This is a genomic window from Bacillus aerius (genome assembly GCF_029894105.1).
Classification (GTDB): Bacteria; Bacillota; Bacilli; order Bacillales; family Bacillaceae; genus Bacillus; species Bacillus altitudinis.
Window position 1 is genome coordinate 1,295,765 of the sequence record NZ_JARYHO010000001.1, and the last position, 16,586, is coordinate 1,312,350.

At 40.7% G+C, this 16,586-nt stretch carries 16 protein-coding genes and 1 riboswitch; of the genes, 10 read left to right on the forward strand and 6 right to left on the reverse strand.

Annotated elements, in window-relative coordinates:
• The first annotated feature begins 177 nt into the window (after nucleotides 1-177).
• The 3 genes from M2353_RS06690 (at nucleotide 178) to M2353_RS06700 (ending at nucleotide 3,090) form a co-directional block, all read left to right on the forward strand.
• Nucleotides 178-2,373 (forward strand): PAS domain S-box protein, encoded by a 2,196-nt coding sequence (locus M2353_RS06690; RefSeq protein WP_284725170.1) that lies wholly within the window; start codon nucleotides 178-180, stop codon nucleotides 2,371-2,373.
• A 1-nt stretch (nucleotide 2,374) separates the two neighbouring features.
• Complete coding sequence (locus M2353_RS06695; protein ID WP_284725171.1) at nucleotides 2,375-2,866, forward strand: methylated-DNA--[protein]-cysteine S-methyltransferase; 492 nt, start codon at nucleotides 2,375-2,377, stop codon at nucleotides 2,864-2,866.
• Between the two features lie 89 nt (nucleotides 2,867-2,955).
• Nucleotides 2,956-3,090: a hypothetical protein gene (locus M2353_RS06700; protein ID WP_017359454.1), complete on the forward strand. Its 135-nt coding sequence runs from the start codon at nucleotides 2,956-2,958 to the stop codon at nucleotides 3,088-3,090.
• 24 nt (nucleotides 3,091-3,114) lie between these two features.
• On the opposite strand, the gene mtnA is transcribed toward M2353_RS06700, so the two are convergent.
• The gene (gene mtnA, locus M2353_RS06705) at nucleotides 3,115-4,176 is read right to left on the reverse strand and encodes an S-methyl-5-thioribose-1-phosphate isomerase (protein WP_017367119.1); all 1,062 of its coding nucleotides are present in this window, start codon (nucleotides 4,174-4,176) and stop codon (nucleotides 3,115-3,117) included.
• A gap of 6 nt (nucleotides 4,177-4,182) precedes the next feature.
• Entirely contained in the window at nucleotides 4,183-5,376 is a 1,194-nt protein-coding gene (mtnK, locus tag M2353_RS06710; protein WP_268389787.1) for an S-methyl-5-thioribose kinase, read from the reverse strand.
• A gap of 405 nt (nucleotides 5,377-5,781) precedes the next feature.
• Here mtnK and M2353_RS06715 point away from each other — a divergent pair, with 405 nt between their 5' ends.
• The 6 genes from M2353_RS06715 to M2353_RS06740 all read left to right on the forward strand — a co-directional run bounded on the left by M2353_RS06715 (nucleotide 5,782) and on the right by M2353_RS06740 (nucleotide 10,818).
• A complete protein-coding gene (locus M2353_RS06715; protein WP_284725172.1) occupies nucleotides 5,782-6,972 on the forward strand; it encodes a pyridoxal phosphate-dependent aminotransferase in 1,191 nt (396 codons plus the stop codon).
• 44 nt (nucleotides 6,973-7,016) lie between these two features.
• A riboswitch (SAM riboswitch) is annotated at nucleotides 7,017-7,118 on the forward strand.
• Between the two features lie 99 nt (nucleotides 7,119-7,217).
• On the forward strand, nucleotides 7,218-8,435 hold the full coding sequence (gene mtnW / locus M2353_RS06720; RefSeq protein ID WP_284725173.1) for a 2,3-diketo-5-methylthiopentyl-1-phosphate enolase: 1,218 nt from the start codon (nucleotides 7,218-7,220) through the stop codon (nucleotides 8,433-8,435).
• Nucleotides 8,436-9,131, forward strand: coding sequence for a 2-hydroxy-3-keto-5-methylthiopentenyl-1-phosphate phosphatase (locus tag M2353_RS06725; protein ID WP_284725174.1), 696 nt, complete (start codon nucleotides 8,436-8,438; stop codon nucleotides 9,129-9,131).
• Entirely contained in the window at nucleotides 9,095-9,727 is a 633-nt protein-coding gene (locus M2353_RS06730) for a methylthioribulose 1-phosphate dehydratase (RefSeq protein ID WP_024719645.1), read from the forward strand. Before M2353_RS06725 ends, M2353_RS06730 begins: the two co-directional genes overlap by 37 nt.
• A 16-nt stretch (nucleotides 9,728-9,743) precedes the next feature.
• The gene (locus tag M2353_RS06735; RefSeq protein ID WP_284725175.1) at nucleotides 9,744-10,274 is read left to right on the forward strand and encodes a 1,2-dihydroxy-3-keto-5-methylthiopentene dioxygenase; all 531 of its coding nucleotides are present in this window, start codon (nucleotides 9,744-9,746) and stop codon (nucleotides 10,272-10,274) included.
• Between the two features lie 301 nt (nucleotides 10,275-10,575).
• Nucleotides 10,576-10,818 carry an aspartyl-phosphate phosphatase Spo0E family protein gene (locus M2353_RS06740; RefSeq protein ID WP_008346101.1) on the forward strand — a complete coding sequence of 81 codons (243 nt, stop codon included), beginning with the start codon at nucleotides 10,576-10,578 and terminating at the stop codon, nucleotides 10,816-10,818.
• A 51-nt stretch (nucleotides 10,819-10,869) separates the two neighbouring features.
• Here M2353_RS06740 and M2353_RS06745 read toward each other — a convergent pair whose 3' ends face one another.
• On the reverse strand, nucleotides 10,870-12,369 hold the full coding sequence (locus M2353_RS06745) for a sporulation kinase KinD (protein WP_193804255.1): 1,500 nt from the start codon (nucleotides 12,367-12,369) through the stop codon (nucleotides 10,870-10,872).
• Nucleotides 12,370-12,573: 204 nt separating this feature from the next.
• Here M2353_RS06745 and mhqR point away from each other — a divergent pair, with 204 nt between their 5' ends.
• Nucleotides 12,574-13,029, forward strand: a complete 456-nt coding sequence (mhqR, locus tag M2353_RS06750; protein ID WP_003211701.1) for a MarR family transcriptional regulator MhqR — start codon at nucleotides 12,574-12,576, stop codon at nucleotides 13,027-13,029.
• 125 nt (nucleotides 13,030-13,154) lie between these two features.
• Here the strand turns inward: mhqR and M2353_RS06755 are convergent, their stop codons facing one another.
• The 3 genes from M2353_RS06755 to motA form a co-directional block, all read right to left on the reverse strand.
• Nucleotides 13,155-14,507, reverse strand: a complete 1,353-nt coding sequence (locus M2353_RS06755; protein ID WP_284725045.1) for an IS1182 family transposase — start codon at nucleotides 14,505-14,507, stop codon at nucleotides 13,155-13,157.
• Nucleotides 14,508-14,785: 278 nt separating this feature from the next.
• Nucleotides 14,786-15,553: a flagellar motor protein MotB gene (gene motB / locus M2353_RS06760; RefSeq protein WP_024719648.1), complete on the reverse strand. Its 768-nt coding sequence runs from the start codon at nucleotides 15,551-15,553 to the stop codon at nucleotides 14,786-14,788.
• Entirely contained in the window at nucleotides 15,546-16,340 is a 795-nt protein-coding gene (motA, locus tag M2353_RS06765) for a flagellar motor stator protein MotA (RefSeq protein ID WP_008346088.1), read from the reverse strand. Before motA ends, motB begins: the two co-directional genes overlap by 8 nt.
• Nucleotides 16,341-16,586: the final 246 nt, after the last annotated feature.

Consider the following 16,586-nt stretch of genomic DNA (forward strand, 5'->3'; position numbering starts at 1 on the left):
ACGGTTGTAAAAGAAGCGTAAGAAAAGAGAATCGTTATACAATCGTGTCATCCAAATGAAACAAATGAAGCAAGCCTCGTGTAAAAAGTTCTCTTTTTTTATGAGTCGAATGAAGGAACAATGAAAATCTTGTAGAAATATTGTAGAGGAATGAGGCTGGAAAAGGAGTGTAAGAGAATGACTGAAACGCTCGATGGCGCGAAAAATATCAGAAAATTAGAAAAAGAAAACGAATATTTGCGAAATGAATTGATACAGCACAAAATGCTGTTAAATAAGACGCTAGATGCCATTTTTATATTTGATCAGCACCTCAACATTATTCAAGCCAATGAAGCGACATGTAGGCTTGTGCAAACACCGAAAGAAGACCTCCTCAATAAATCCGTTCTAGATTTCCTATACGGCATCCCGAAAAACAAAATTGACTGCTCACTTGAGATTTTTTTTCGAAAAGGAACGTTAAAAAGAGAGATCTCCATTCAACTTGAAAATGGAGAGACAAAATATATTGAATTTGTAGCAGAGCACGACGTGGTGAATCAACAATATATTGTCGTCATGCGTGATATTTCTTCAAAGAAAATATTAGAGCGAGAACGTTCGATGAATGAGCAGCTGTTTAAAGATTTATTTGATCGAGCGATTGACGGTATGGTCATTTTTGATCAGGATGGTTGTATGATTGACGCCAATCACTCTTTTTGCCAGAGCTTTGAACTTCAAAAAACAGATTTAACAGACCGCTACTTAAATGAATTTGTTGAAGAAGAAAACCTTCCAGCGCTCCAGCAGCTCTTAACTTCATTGAAAGAAACAGGGAAAGCAAAGGGAGAACTTCCTGTTACCCTTCATTCTGGGCAGCACAAATTATTCGAACTGACCATCACATCCAATGTGATGAGTGGTTTTTACATGTCCATCATGCGTGATATTACAGAAAAAAGATTAATGGAAGAAAAGCTGCTAAAAAGTGAAGAACGTTTTAGAGAAATATTCGAAAATGCGATGGATGCCATCATCATTTGGGCGGATGATGGAGAAATTGTCAGGGCAAATGAATCAGCCTGCCGAATTTTTGAATTACCGATGCATCAGCTGATTGGCAAGAAACTCATGGATTTTCTAGTCAAATCTGATCGCAGATACCGGCCGACAAGAAGACGGTATATAAGGAATCTTGAAATCAGAGAAGAACTCCTCTTTAGAATGGCGAATGGCCAATTCAAAGAGCTTGAGTTCACCTCTAAGCATGCGGTATTAGAAGGACAGCACTTAACCATTTTACGGAATGTCAGTGACAGAAAGCGAATGGAAGAGGAGCTGCGAGAAAGTGAGCTCAAATTCCGTAAAGTATTTAATGGCTCTATGGATGGCATTGTTCTTTTCGATAATCAATACCGGATTATTGATGTGAATCCTTCCGCAAGTGAACTACTTGGCCTCAAAGATGATCACTTAACGGAAATGAACCTTTTTCATATCCTTGCGCCATATCAAATTGAAAATTTGGCGCAGCCAGCTCAGGCGATGTCATTAGATGAGATGGACAATGAAGTTCCATTTGTGCTGAACCATCCAGATCAACGTATTTTGGAGTTTTCTTTTAAACGAAATATTATTCATAACATGAATTTGGCCATCTTTAGAGATGTGACTGAGCGCAAGGAATTAGAGGAGCGGGTAAGAAAATCGGATACGCTTCATGTTGTCGGAGAGCTTGCCGCTGGAATTGCCCATGAAATTAGAAATCCAATGACGGCTTTAAAAGGCTTCATTCAGCTGCTCAAAGGAAACATTGAAGGGGAGTATTCGCTCTATTTTAATGTCATCACATCAGAGCTAAAAAGAATCGAATCCATTATTACAGAATTTCTGATTTTAGCAAAACCGCAGGCCATCATCTATGAAGAAAAAAATGTCGTGCAAATTGTCAAAGACACAATGGATCTTCTTCACGCACAGGCCAATCTTGGCAATGTGCAAATGCACTTAAATGTGCTGGATGATATTCCGCTCATCTACTGTGAACAAAATCAATTGAAGCAAGTCTTTATTAACATTTTAAAAAATGCGATTGAAGTAATGCCTCAGAAAGGAAATGTATACGTGAGCATTCAAAGGAAGGGCGAGGAGCACATTGTCATTTCTCTTCGTGATGAAGGCTGCGGCATGACAGAGGATAAACTAAAGCGTCTCGGAGAACCATTTTATACAACAAAAGAAAGAGGAACTGGACTTGGGTTAATGGTTAGTTATAAAATTATTGAAGAGCATCAAGGAACCATTGAAGTTGAGAGTGAAGAAGGGGTCGGAACAGTGTTCCATCTCACGCTTCCACTCCGTCAGCAGAAACAAGAAGGGGAGCTTTAATGTGTATTATACAGTCTATACCGCACCAATCGGGGCATTATACATACTAGAGAAAGATGGTGCCATCATTGAAGTGAAGTTTGATGATGAATCGTTTTTGGTCAAAAAGCAGAGAGACCGTTTTAAACAAGAAGACACGCCTGTATTAAAAGAAGCGAAAAAACAGCTGGATGAATATTTTAAGGGCGATCGGAAAGTGTTCGATCTCCCGCTCAAGCAAGCAGGCTCTCCGTTTCAAGAGCAAGTGTGGGAGGCACTTTCTACTATTCCGTATGGTGAATCAAAAAGCTATGCTGATATTGCAGAAGCGATCGGCAATCCAAAGGCTGTCAGAGCCATTGGACAAGCTAATAGACGCAATGCGTTGCCTATTTTTATCCCGTGTCACCGGGTCATTGGAAAAGACAGGACTTTGACGGGTTATGCAGGGACGAAGACAGGGCTGAAAGCGATCCTGTTAGAATTAGAAGGCATCCCATTTGTTCAAAAATAAATAAATTGACCTGTTCCAAATGTTTAGCGAGCGACATATCCTTTTATTAAGCTAAAAAAGTTGGTCTAGGGAAAAAGGAGGCTGCTAACATGTTATGGGGCAAAAAAGATAAAATGTACGCCGTCACATCACTATGTGTCAAAATGAACGTGTTGACAGAAGAACAGAAAAAAGAAATATTAGCAAAAACGAACGAAACAAAAAAGCGCGGTGCTCTTAAATGATAAGAACCCCGCGCTTTTGTTTGATTAAAGTGACACGCTTTCAGTGAATAGTGCATCAATCTCTTCTGTATAGTTGGAAGTGATGATGCCTTTTTCTGTAATGATTCCGGAAATGAGATGATGAGGAGTAACATCAAAGGCAGGGTTAAATACCTGCACGTCAGGAGGCGCAATTTGGATGCCGTTTAATTCCTTTACTTCCTGTGGGTCGCGTTCTTCAATCGGAATATCTGACCCATCCTGAGTTGACACATCAAAGGTCGAAAGAGGCGCAGCCACAAAAAATGGAATTTGAAAGTGTTTAGCTAAAATAGCCAGACTTAACGTTCCAATTTTATTTGCTGTATCACCGTTTCTAGCGATTCGATCTGCACCAACAATAACGGCAGAAATTTGTTTTTCTTTCATCGTATGGGCTGCCATATTATCCGTGATAAGCGTCACATCTACGCCGCCCTGCATCAATTCCCATGTCGTCAGACGAGCGCCTTGAAGGACAGGACGTGTTTCACATGCGTAAATGTGAAGATCGAGGTTTTTCTTTTTCGCTAAATAAAAGGGTGCAAGCGCTGTTCCGTAACGGCTTGTGGCAATGGAGCCTGCGTTACAAATGGTCATAATTCGATCACCAGATTTAAAGAGCTGAAGAGCATTTTGACCGATTTGCCGACATGTTTCTTCATCTTCGATTTGAATTTGAATGGCTTCATGGACAAGATCAGTTTTGGCTGCATTCACCGAAGCAGCACGCTCAATGCGCTGATAAAGCCGGTCTAATGCCCAGGCAAGATTCACAGCGGTTGGACGAGCACTGTTTAAATATTCTTTCAGGCGAGCGACTTCTCGCTTAAAGAGATCAATGTCTTCTGTATCAATCTCTTGTGCACTGAGTGCGAGCCCAAAAGCCGCTGTAATGCCAATAGCAGGTGCTCCGCGCACTTTTAGCGTCACAATGGCATCATACACATCTTCTTTTGTATATAAATGCTCAAACACGGTTTCAGCGGGTAATTTTTGCTGATTCAAAATGTTGATACGGTTTTCTTCCCATTCGACGGAACGGGGAACTTCAAATTCTTTAGACAAAACTCGTCACTCCTTTACAGTTTGCTGGAATAATGCGACGAGGTCAGACGCTGTTTCCACTGCTTGATATTGTTTGATCAATGTTTTTCCTAGTGTAAGTGCTGCTTTTTTCTGCTGAAGCCTTCTAGAATGTGATGGAATCGCATCGAGATCAGCCGCATGCGCAAGACCGATGGTTCGGCGAACAAGCTCACAGCCAGCAAAGCCGGTGGCTTCTTTTAAAATACGGTCAAACGTTGTTTCTAAAAAGCTGTCCGATACACTAAACGCTTCAATACTGTCTTCTTTCCATGCTTTTGTGAACACTTCTTTGAATGTTGCCCACACATTGACGACATGATCAAAAAGGTGCTGCTGATCCTGTTCATTCTCATGAGATAAAGCATTTATGAACAGATTGGCAATAAAGTGACCGATATCGAATCCGAAAGGACCGTAAAAAGCGAACTCTGGATCAATGATTTTCGTTTCCGTTTCGTTTGCAAAAATACTGCCTGTATGAAGATCTCCATGTACCAGTGTTTCAGCAGAGGTTAAGAAGATCCGTTTCAATTCGGCTGCTTTTGCTTGCAGTTCAAGATCAGCCCATAGGGCTTGTGCCTCTTCTCTTAATTCCTCTTCGAAGTCATTCGTTTCGCTGTCAAAGAAAGGATCTGTGAAGACGAGTTTTTCTGTAATGTCACAAAGATCAGGGTTCGTAAACTGTTTCACGAATTGTTTTTTGATTTTAGGATTTGTGGCAAAGTCAGACGTGTAAAATAGTGTTTTGCCTAAAAATTCTCCGACATGATCTGATAAATACGGGTATTGTTTTCCGGCAATTAGCCCTTTTCTGACGATTTCGAGGTGTGATAGATCCTCCATTGCCGTCACTGCAAGAGCTGTATCCGAATAATAGACGGCTGGTACGAGATGAGGTGCATACTCTGACTGCTTGATGAGTGCTGCACTTTCAATTCTTGCACGATCTAATGTCAGCGGCCAGCTTTCTCCAACGACTTTTGCGTAAGGAAGGGCCTGCTTGATAATCAGTCCTTTTGCTTGTTTGTGATCATAAATATGAAAGACGTAATTTAAATTTCCGTCACCGATTTCAGTGCATGTTAAATGACTGCTCTCCTGAATCAATCCAAGTCTAATGGCAAGTGCAACTGCCGAACTTTCTGTTAATTCTTCATATGATGCCGTAAGTGTAACCAATTGCTTCCCTCCAAATCATATAAAAAAGCCTCTTTCTCCTGAGAGAAAGAGGCTTGATGGCGTGTATGCTCGAAGCCTCTCTTATCTCTCAGCACATACGTCTGATGGAATTAGCACCGTGCCCTATAAGACAATGAATTGTCTTGGCGCTGTTCTTGCTGCGCCCCACTTCACAGTGGTATTAACGGTCGGTTGCTGTTGGGGTCAAAAGGCCAAATCCCTCGCCCAACTCTCGATAAGAGAAATCAATATGTAATTGTTTCATGTCTGCTTGCATTTCTTAATTCTAGATATTATCAGAGCTGCAGTTCACATGTCAATCTTTTTTCAAAATTGCTTTACAATTCATAAAACAATCCATTACAGTGATTGTATTGTCATGTAACTTGAATAGAAGGTGAAAAAATGGAATTCCAGCAATCGGATGTATTGAAACATTTACCGAAACAATTTTTTGCGTCGCTTGTACAAAAAGTACAGAAAAAAGTGCAGGAAGGGGCAGATGTGATTAATTTAGGTCAAGGAAATCCTGATCAGCCCACTCCTCCACATATTGTGAAAGCGATGCAGGAAGCGGTAGCAAAACCTGAAAATCATCAATACTCCTCATTCCGCGGGACAGCGAAACTAAAAAAAGCTGCAGCTACTTTTTATGAAAGAGAATATGGTGTCACGCTTGACCCAAAGACAGAGATTGCCATCTTATTTGGAGGGAAAGCGGGACTAGTCGAATTGCCGCAATGTTTACTGAATCCAGGTGATACGCTGCTTGTTCCAGATCCGGGCTATCCTGATTACTGGTCAGGCGCTGTGCTTGCCGGAGCTCGCATGGTCACAATGCCTCTTCTTGAACAAAATGATTTTTTACCTGACTACCACCAATTGTCAGAGCAGGATAAGAATCAAGCAAAATTGATGTACTTAAATTACCCAAATAATCCGACTGGTGCGACTGCAACCCGGACATTTTTTGAAGATACTGTTGCGTTTGCGAGTGCAAATAAGATGTGTGTTGTCCATGATTTTGCATATGGCGGCATAGGATTTGACGGCGAAAAGCCCCTTAGTTTCCTGCAAATAGACGGAGCAAAAGAGACAGGTATTGAAATCTATACATTGTCCAAAACGTATAATATGGCTGGTTGGAGAGTCGGTTTTGCAGCAGGGAATGCCTCTGTTATCGAAGCCATTGAGCTTTATCAGGATCACCTGTTTGTGTCACTGTTTAAAGCAACTCAAGATGCAGCAGCAGAAGCACTTTTAAGCGATCAAACGTGCGTACAAGTACAAAATGATCGGTACGAAAAAAGACGAAACACTTGGATTGCTGCATGCAAAGAGATTGGCTGGGACGTCAGTGCGCCAAAGGGCTCGTTTTTTGCTTGGTTAAAGGTGCCTGAAGGGTATACATCTGAAACTTTTTCGGATGTATTATTAGAAAAAGCACATGTTGTTGTGGCACCAGGGAATGGCTTTGGTGCTCACGGTGAAGGCTACGTCAGAGTCGGCCTTTTAACAAGTGAGGAGCGGCTAAAGGAAGCCGCTGATCGTATCGCTGCCTTGCAGTTATTTGAAAAAAAGCCATTGACAACGTAAAAAAATGGTGCGATAATTCAGGCAATATTTAAGAAAATTGAATATTCTTATCAAGAGTAGGCAGAGGGACTAGCCCAATGAAGCCCGGCAACCGACTTCCATGAAGCACGGTGCTAATTCTTGCAGCAAGCGCTGAGAGATAAGATTCGGATGAATGAGACGAAACCTCTTTAACGCGCTGATCAAGCACTTAAAGAGGTTTTTTTATTGACCATATACAGGACGCAATCGAAAGGGGATTCCTAGTGAGTGAACTACTGGCAACATACGTACTAACACATCGAGAGGATGAACAAATAGACCGAAAAGCAGAGCAGATCGCACTTGGGTTAACGGTCGGGTCATGGACGGACTTGCCGCAGCTCAAAAAGGAGCAGCTAAAAAAACATAAAGGCCGTGTGGTGAGCGTAAAAGAACAGTCCTCCGCAAATGGTGGTCTGTATCAATCAGAGGTGACCATTGCTTATCCTGAGGCGAACTTTTCAGCTGATATACCAGCGGTGTTGACGACGATTTTTGGAAAGCTTTCACTGGATGGGAAAGTAAAGCTCGTCGATATCGAATTTTCGGAAAGGTTTAAAAGCTGTCTGCCAGGACCGGTATTTGGCATTGAGGGGATACGAAAGAAAGTAGGCGTGTTTGATCGGCCGCTATTGATGAGTATATTTAAAGGCGTGATCGGCCGTGATATGGAGGATTTAAAAAAGCAGCTCCGCTTACAGGCTTTAGGTGGAGTAGACTTCATCAAAGATGATGAGATTTTATTTGAAAGCCCATTAGCCCCTTTTGAAGATCGAATCATGGAAGGAAAAAAGATATTAAAAGAAACATATGAAGAGACAGGACATCGCACGCTTTATGCTGTTAATTTAACTGGTAGAACTTTTGATTTGAAAGATCGAGCAAGAAAGGCAGCCGAACTCGGGGCTGATGCGCTTTTATTCAACGTTTTTGCCTATGGACTTGATGTCATGCAAAGCTTGGCTGAAGATCCAGAGATCCCATTGCCGATCATGGCACATCCGGCAGTGAGCGGTGCAATGACATCATCTCCAGACTATGGATTCTCGCATTCTCTTCTTTTAGGCAAATTAAATCGATATGCTGGCTCTGATTTAAGTCTTTTTCCCTCTCCTTATGGATCAGTCGCCCTTCCGAAAAAAGATGCCATTGGCATTTTCGAAGCATGTGTGAAAGAGGATACAGTTCAACAAACATTTCCTGTCCCTTCAGCAGGCATTCACCCGGGAATGGTGCCGATCTTAATCAAAGATTTTGGACTTGATCATGTCATTAATGCAGGCGGGGGAATTCACGGACATCCGCGGGGAGCAACTGGAGGAGGGAAAGCCTTTCGTTCGATCATTGATGCGGTGGTCAAAAAAGAGTCTATCGAAGAAAAAGCATCAACTTGTCAAGACTTACAAGCAGCACTTGATCTTTGGGGAAGGGTAGCAGAATAAATGAAAAAACCAATTGTATGTTGTGATTTTGATGGCACGATTACGAAAAATGATAATATCATTCGCATCATGAAGCAGTTTGCTCCAAAAGAATGGACGAAATGGAAGGATGGTGTTCTAGCAAAAGAGATCACGATCCAAGAAGGCGTCGGGCAGATGTTTCAGTTACTGACGAGTGATCAGAAAGAAGCCATTCGGTCATTTATTTTAGAGGATACAGAGATTCGTGAAGGATTTGAACAGTTTGTCGATGATGTCAAAAAAGCAGACATTCCTTTCTATGTACTCAGCGGCGGTATGGACTTTTTTGTCTATCCTATCCTTGAAGGGATTGTCGAACAAGAGAATATTTATTGTAACCATGCATCATTTAAAGAAGACCATATTCAAATTGAATGGCCGTATGCCTGTGATTCAGAATGCCAAAATGGCTGTGGCTGCTGCAAGCCTTCCATTATTCGAGAACTGACGCAGGAAGATGACTTTATTATCATGATTGGTGATTCAGTGACTGATATTGAGGCAGCGAAACATGCGGATCTCACGTTTGCGCGTGATTATTTACTGAACGAATGTAAAGAGCTAGGGCTCGTACATAAAGAGTATGAAACATTTGTTGATCTAAAAGCGCAATTTGATCAAATAAAGGAAGTGAAGGAATGGCAGACGAGAAGAGTAAACGCTGGAAGGAACTAGCAGACATCAAACGTGAATTGGCACAAAGAGACTGGTTTTACGGAACGAGCGGCAATTTATCGATAAAAGTGTCGGATGATCCCATCACGTTTTTGGTGACGGCAAGCGGCAAAGATAAAAGAAAAGAAACCGACGAAGATTTTGTTCTTGTTGATGCAGCAGGCCAGCCGGTTCATCCGAATGAGCCGCTCAGGCCATCAGCTGAAACACTGCTTCACACATACGTTTATGAGCGGACGAAAGCAGGATGTTGTCTTCACGTCCACACGATCGATAACAATGTCATTTCTGAGCTGTATGGCGATAAAGGAGAAGTTCGTTTTAAAGGTAACGAAATCATTAAAGCGCTTGGTTATTGGGAAGAGGATGCAGAAGTTGCTGTTCCTATTATTGAAAACCCAGCTCATATTCCGCACCTTGCAGAGCAATTTGCAGTGCACCTGACGGACGATGCTGGTGCTGTACTCATTCGTAATCATGGCATCACCGTTTGGGGGAAAAGCGCATTTGAAGCCAAACGAGTCTTAGAGGCTTATGAATTTTTATTTACCTATCATTTGAAAGTAGCGCTTTATCAAAAGCAGCTTGTTAAATAAAAAGGAGGAAACACACATGGCGACCATTTACATTCATAATGAAGAGAACACGTTACTTGAGAACGAACAAGAGGTCCAGGCGTATTTAGAACAGCAAGGGGTCATTTATGAACATTGGGATATTGAAAAACTACCAAAACAGTTATCTGAAAAGTACGATTTAACAGATGATGAAAAGGAAGAAATTTTAACTGTGTTTCAAGAGGAAATAAAGAGTATCTCCGAGCGAAGAGGATACAAAGCGCAGGATGTGATTTCATTATCAGATGCGACCCCTAATCTGGATGAACTGCTTCAAAACTTTAAACGTGAGCATCATCATACGGATGATGAAGTCAGATTTATCGTGAGCGGTCATGGAATCTTTGCCATTCAAGGCAAAGACGGCGTCTTTTTTGATGTGAGACTGAATCCAGGTGATTTAATTTCTGTGCCCCCGAATATTCGTCACTACTTTACACTTCAAGAAGATCGTCAAGTCGTCGCAGTTCGCATATTTGTCACAACTAAGGGCTGGGTGCCAATTTACGAAGAAGAAACGGTTTAATAGTGGGAGCTGATCATTTCGCATGAGGCGGAAGATCAGCTTTTTTTTAGGAAAATAGACATAAAATGAGAGAGAAAATAGTTGATTTTGGTCTTCTGCATAGGATAAAATTCTGTTTAATCAATGTGTCAGTCCTGTCCAATTTTGAAGTTTACCCCCAGAATTCATTGGGTAAAAGGTCTTTAGGCTGTAAAAAATTAAATAAAATAAGCATATTTAATTTAATTTACAAATAAAGTATAATTTTGGTGTCGGATTATTTAGAGCGTAGACAGACGAATTCATAGCGGGAGCTGAGATCATGAATATTTATGTACGGAAAGAACAGCTATTAATGTCAATTGATGAAAAGAGAAGACAAATGGTAGAAGCTGCTCAAGTAGAAGGCTATACAGGTGAGACGACAATTAAATATAGTCAAGAACTGGACAACCTGATGAATGAGTATCAGTATCTTCTTTTTCATGAACAACAATCTGTTGCTTCCTTTCATGATCTTGTATCACAAATGAGTCTCCTTTCTGTCAATCGTCCTTCTTATTGACATCAAAAAACCGGTCTTGCCATTAGCAAAACCGGATGAATGCTTCAGCTATTAGTGTGCAGAAGGGAGCATGATGATCACGGTTGTTCCTTTATTCACTTCGCTCTCGATATCGATTGTCCCCCCATACATCGAAATGATTCGTTTACACACAACAAGCCCAAGACCTGTTCCTTTTTCCTTCGACGTAATAAAAGGGAGGAAGATATGTTTCAGCATCTCTTCTGGTATACCTTCACCTGTATCTTTCACTTTTATGATGACCTGTTCTTTTTCAGCCTCAATGACAATCTTCAAATGACCGCCATTTGGCATCGCTTCTAACGAGTTTTTCGCTACATTCAATACCACTTGTTTAATGTGATCCTTCGTGCAATACACGCCAACATCTTGAATGGTATTGATTTGCAAATCAACCTCGACATTATAAAGGTTCGCCTCAGAAAATACAATTGGCATGATCTCACTCACAATTTCTTTCACAGAATTATTTTGCCACTTTTCAGCCGTTGGTTTTCCTAGCACAAGAAACTCACTGACGATTTGGTTAATCCGTTTAATTTCTTCCTCGATGACAGAAAAATAAAGCTGATCCTCTTCTGAACGATACTTCTTTTGCAAAAGTTGAATAAACCCGCTAATGCCTGTTAATGGATTGCGAATTTCATGAGCCGTACTTGCCGCAAGTGTTCCAATGAGTTCAAGTTTTTGTGCTTCATTTTGGTGGCGTTCCTGCTGGGTTTGTCGTCTTAAAATGATATATTGGACGAGTGTAAATAAGATATTTAAGAGAATAAATGCACTGGATAATGGAAACAGCATCACAGACAGGACTTCACTTGTTGTCGCACGCTGCGGAAAAACCTCTAGCTTCCAGCTGTTTTCATCTAAATATGTAGACACGGTGCTATCACTTTCAGATGCTGGCTGTGGACCACTTGTAAACACAACGTCTCCATTTTGATTCAGCATCTTAAAATGAAGCTCTGGGTTTAATACATTCATAATATTTCTTAAATAATCAATTTGAATCGCAGCGACTAGCACATCTGTGACTTCGTCGTTTTCATTCAAAACAGGGACACAAATGGAGAGAATCCGCTGCTTTGTAATGCGGCTTACATAGTTATCTGTGATGACGGTCTGTTTTGTAACTTGAATACGTTTAAAGTAATCTCTAAATGACAGGTTGATTTTTTCCTTTAATGGTGTGGTGCTGGCTGTGACATTTCCTTTTTGGTCTAGGAGATACAGGCCTGAAAAACGAGGTTCTTGTTTATAGATTTTCTCTAGGATGTGTTGTACTCTTTTCGTTTCAAGCGGCTGGTCAAATCCCATGGCAAGGGAAGTTAGTCTTGCTTCCGTTTCACTGATTAAATAATTCATTTGGTTTTTGTGAATATTTAACATAAGTGTAGCGGTTTGTTTGTTTTTTACATCAATTTTCTCAGTTTCTTTTTCGTAGATAAAATAACTAATGATGAGGGTTGGAATCACGACCAAAATAAGGTAAAGCTTGATCTTCTTCCAAAACCCTTTCAGTATACTCATGATTCATCGCTCCAACGTATTACCTAATAGACTTATTATAGCATTGAACCTATCTTTATTACGATGACTTGTGAGATTTTTAAAAAATTAGGTGATTCGTTCTGGTCTCTTTTTCATGCTAAAAATGGTTCAACATGTTGACATTTTACTTATTGTTTATTAATGTCACATTAGTGAGTTGCATTTCATAAAGGATGATAAAAAATGGAAAATCATAATGTTGAGAAATCTTTGAAATTATTTATTGTACTATCACGTGCCTATCGCTCCATTAATCACCACATGAACAAACATATTGTGAAGCACGGTCTGAATCCGACTGAATTTGCTGTATTAGAATTGCTGTATCATAAAGGTGATCAGCCGCTTCAGCAAATAGGTGATAAGATCTTACTCGCAAGCGGAAGCATCACGTATGTGGTTGATAAATTGGAGAAAAAAGAACTCCTTAGCCGGAAAGCTTGTGCAGAAGACCGCAGGGTGACATTTGCACATATTACGGAGCAGGGAAGAGCTTTGCTTGATGACATCTTCCCAGATCATGCAAAAGAGATTCACGAGATGATCAGTGTGCTTAGTGAAGAGGAGAAGGATGCCTGCATCGATATGCTCAAACATGTAGGACTGCGTGCCAAGCATTTATATGATCATAAAGAATAAACACATAAAAAAGGAAGCCGTTGGCTTCCTTCAGATTGTAGAGAAACTCATGTTTTTCTACAATCTTTTTTATTTTCATCGTAATGATGATGGATGAGATTGAATGAAAAAGGCCTCCCACACACCTAACCTAGCTTCGCTAGATGTGTGGCAATCTTCTTCATGTTCTGACAGGCAGCTGTGAGAAGAACTTGCTCACTCACATTTTGTTTTCCCCTCAACCGGCAGTAGCGAAGCCCGTGCAGTTGTTTTGAATCTGCAAAGCTTCGCTCTATTTTTTCTTTTCTTTTTTTATATAGCTCTTTTCCAGAGACAGATAGACGATTTTGTCTGATCTTTTCTTTATGTTCTTCCCATATGTGTCTTGAGATGACTTTTTGATGATTTTTCGACCTTGTGCATCTTTCAAGAAAAGAACACGATGCACATTTTTTAGGATCTGATTTGTAGAATCGATAACCCTTTCGATCAGTTGTTGTATATAATAGCTTCTCACCATTTGGGCATATGTAATGATCATGTTCAGAGTCATACTTGAATTTCCACTTCTCAAATAAACCTCTTGTTGGATGAAAGCGTCTATGTGCGATGACACCAAAAATACGGCGATCTGATAAACCTTTACAGATTGGGGTCGTCAAATAACCAGAATCAAGGGCAACAGCTTCTACTTGAAAACCAAATCGTGCGATTTGGTGATCCAACCGATCAAGATACGGAACAGAATCATGGACATTACCGGGCGTGATGTGGGCATCCGTGATGATATTGTACTTCATATCCGTTGTACGGTGGTCTAGGTAGAAAAAGCCTTCCGGTTTGTTTTCACGATAAAGATAGCCACTTTCAGGATCAGTCGTACTTTGACGAATGTCTTTTTCCGTTTTCACCTCCTCTTTTACCTTTAAGGGCTTTTTTCCGTGTGCCACCCGATCTTCTTGGATCGCTTCTTCTAAATCATTTATATAGTTCTGGGTATCTTGTTCAATCGTTTTTCTCATATATTTATGTTTATTGGCATTGGCTTTAAGATGAGTTGAATCAGTAAAAAGAACGCGGCCTCCTACCATATCATGATTGATAGCTTGAAGCACAATCTCGTCGAAAATGTCTTGAAAAATCGTTGTATCTTTGAATCGAGTACGACGATTCCAGCTAATGGTCGAGTGATGAGGAACGGGGTCATTGATGTTCAAACCTAAAAACCATCTATACGCCATGTTATAGTAAATTTCTTTTTCAAGTTGCCTTTCAGAACGGATACCATACAGGTATCCGATGAACATCATTTTGAACAAAATGAGTGGATCGAGAGAAGGACGACCTTTATTCTCACTATAATATGGTTTTACTTTGTCTATGATAAATGAAAAATCAATGTATTGATCAATTTTACGAAGCAGGTGATCCTCTTCGACCAGTTGATCTAGTAATACAAATTCGGCTTCGTGCTGAGAAGAATTTCTAGTGTGGAACATGAGAAAAACACCTTCCTTTAGTATGCTTTTCTCTATTATAAAATGGGGTAGTGGAAAATTTAAGGAAAAAAATAAAGCTGTCGAGATTTTCTCGACAGCCTGAAGGAAGCCGTTGGCTTCCTTTTTAGTATGTAGACTAATCCTCGCATATGATGTCAGTCCTGCGCACCAATAAACGACAAGCGCTTTCAATCGCGCTCATAAGAAAGACAAAGGGCTAAAATAAACATCATTTTAGCCCTTTGTCATGATCTGAAAGGAAGCCGCTGGCTTCCTATTTATTTTGCTTTTTTCTCAATTGGCAAAATAAGAACTTCGACGCGTCTGTTTTTACTTCTGCCTTCTGCGGTATCGTTAGAGGCAATCGGTTTAAATTCTCCGTAACCTTTTGTGCTAAAGTTCTCTTGGTCTAGGTTGCTGTTTTCAAGGAGAATATTTAAAAAGTTGACCGCACGAATGGCGCTTAAATACCAGTTGGATTCAAATTCAGAATTCCGAATCGGAACGTTATCTGTATGTCCGCTAATGACGATGTCACGAGCAGGGTTAATGACGAGCAGCTTGGATATTTCTTTGGCTAACGGAACATCCTGCGAGCGGATCACCGCTCGCCCAGAATCAAAGAAGATGCTGTCTTCAATTGTAATAAGCAGACCTTCATCCGTCAGCTTTGTTTCAAGCTTCGAACCAAGTTTTTTATCCGCAATGAATGAATCTACTTGCTTTTTAACCTTTGTTAATACCGCTTGGTCACGAGCTTTCGCTTTTGCTTCTTCTTCTTCATCTTCTGCTGATTTTTTGGTTTGATTGCTGTTTTCTGTTTCTTCGGTGCTCTGCATGCTTGATTGGTCCATTACGCCAGTGCCGCCAGTAAAGACAACATTAAACGATTTAGCCATCTGTTCATATTTTGCCGCATCAATGGAGCTAGATGCAAACAGCACAATGAAGAGGGCGAGAAGAAGCGTAAGAAGATCGGCGTAAGGGATCAGCCAAGACTCATCTACATGGTCTTCATGATCATGTTTTTTACGTTTCCTAGCCATTCTGTTTTTCTCCTTCTTCAATGACAAGATTTGCACGTTCTTTTGCTGGTAAGTACATCAGAAGTTTTTGCTCAATAACCTTTGGAGACTGGCCTTCAAGGACAGAAAGAATCCCTTCAATCATAATGAGACGAAGCTTCACTTCTTCCTTTGATTTACGCTTCAGCTTGTTGGCAAATGGATGCCACAACACATACCCTGTAAAAATCCCAAGCAGTGTGGCGACGAAGGCAGCACTAATCGCATGTCCAAGTGCTTCAATGTCTCCCATGTTTGCAAGTGCGGCAATAAGTCCGACAACGGCACCAAGTACCCCTAGAGTCGGAGCGTATGTACCAGCTTGTGTAAAGATTAATGCGCCTGACTGATGTCTCTCCGACATGGCATCGACTTCTTCAGTTAAGACGTCGCGAATAAATTCAGCACTTTGACCGTCAACTGCCATGCTTAAGCCGTTCTTTAGAAAATCGTCATCGACTTCCTCAAGATTTGCCTCTAATGCCAAAAGACCTTCACGACGAGCAATTTGTGCCCAGTTTGAAAATAGAGGAATCATTTCTTGTATCGTTGGAAGCTTGCTATCTTTGAAAATTTTGCCGAATAATTTTGGTGTTTTCTTAATTTCACTAGATGGGAAGGCAATGACAACAGCTGAAATTGTCCCAACCACAATGATCAATATAGCCGCCGGGTTGATAAGAGCGGTTAGACTCACACCTTTCAAAACCATACCGACACTCAGTGCAATAAATGCTAAAATAATACCAATTAACGATGTTTTGTCCATTATCTCACCAAATCCTTTAACTATCTTTTTCTATAGTTAATATCGGTGTCTTCTAGAAGGGTTTTAGTCAGAATATAAAATTAAGACAGTTTATGTGAAGAAATTTTGACGAAAGCGCTTTCTGAAAGCCGTAAAAAAAGAAACTCCCTCATATAAAAGGGAGTTTTCAGCGTGTAGACAAACCCTCGCATTCTTTGTCAGTCCTGCGCTCTGGTGCTCACGAATGCCAAATTCACTCCGCGCAAG

Coding starts and splice junctions, on each gene's coding strand:
- M2353_RS06725 (WP_284725174.1), top strand. CDS start 8,436: ATGAAAAAACCAATTGTATGTTGTGATTTTGATGGCACGATTACGAAA.
- M2353_RS06730 (WP_024719645.1), top strand. CDS start 9,095: ATGGCAGACGAGAAGAGTAAACGCTGGAAGGAACTAGCAGACATCAAA.
- M2353_RS06755 (WP_284725045.1), bottom strand. CDS start 14,507: ATGTTCCACACTAGAAATTCTTCTCAGCACGAAGCCGAATTTGTATTA.
- M2353_RS06735 (WP_284725175.1), top strand. CDS start 9,744: ATGGCGACCATTTACATTCATAATGAAGAGAACACGTTACTTGAGAAC.
- M2353_RS06715 (WP_284725172.1), top strand. CDS start 5,782: ATGGAATTCCAGCAATCGGATGTATTGAAACATTTACCGAAACAATTT.
- M2353_RS06740 (WP_008346101.1), top strand. CDS start 10,576: ATGAATATTTATGTACGGAAAGAACAGCTATTAATGTCAATTGATGAA.
- M2353_RS06700 (WP_017359454.1), top strand. CDS start 2,956: ATGTTATGGGGCAAAAAAGATAAAATGTACGCCGTCACATCACTATGT.
- motB (WP_024719648.1), bottom strand. CDS start 15,553: ATGGCTAGGAAACGTAAAAAACATGATCATGAAGACCATGTAGATGAG.
- M2353_RS06745 (WP_193804255.1), bottom strand. CDS start 12,369: ATGAGTATACTGAAAGGGTTTTGGAAGAAGATCAAGCTTTACCTTATT.
- mhqR (WP_003211701.1), top strand. CDS start 12,574: ATGGAAAATCATAATGTTGAGAAATCTTTGAAATTATTTATTGTACTA.
- motA (WP_008346088.1), bottom strand. CDS start 16,340: ATGGACAAAACATCGTTAATTGGTATTATTTTAGCATTTATTGCACTG.
- M2353_RS06690 (WP_284725170.1), top strand. CDS start 178: ATGACTGAAACGCTCGATGGCGCGAAAAATATCAGAAAATTAGAAAAA.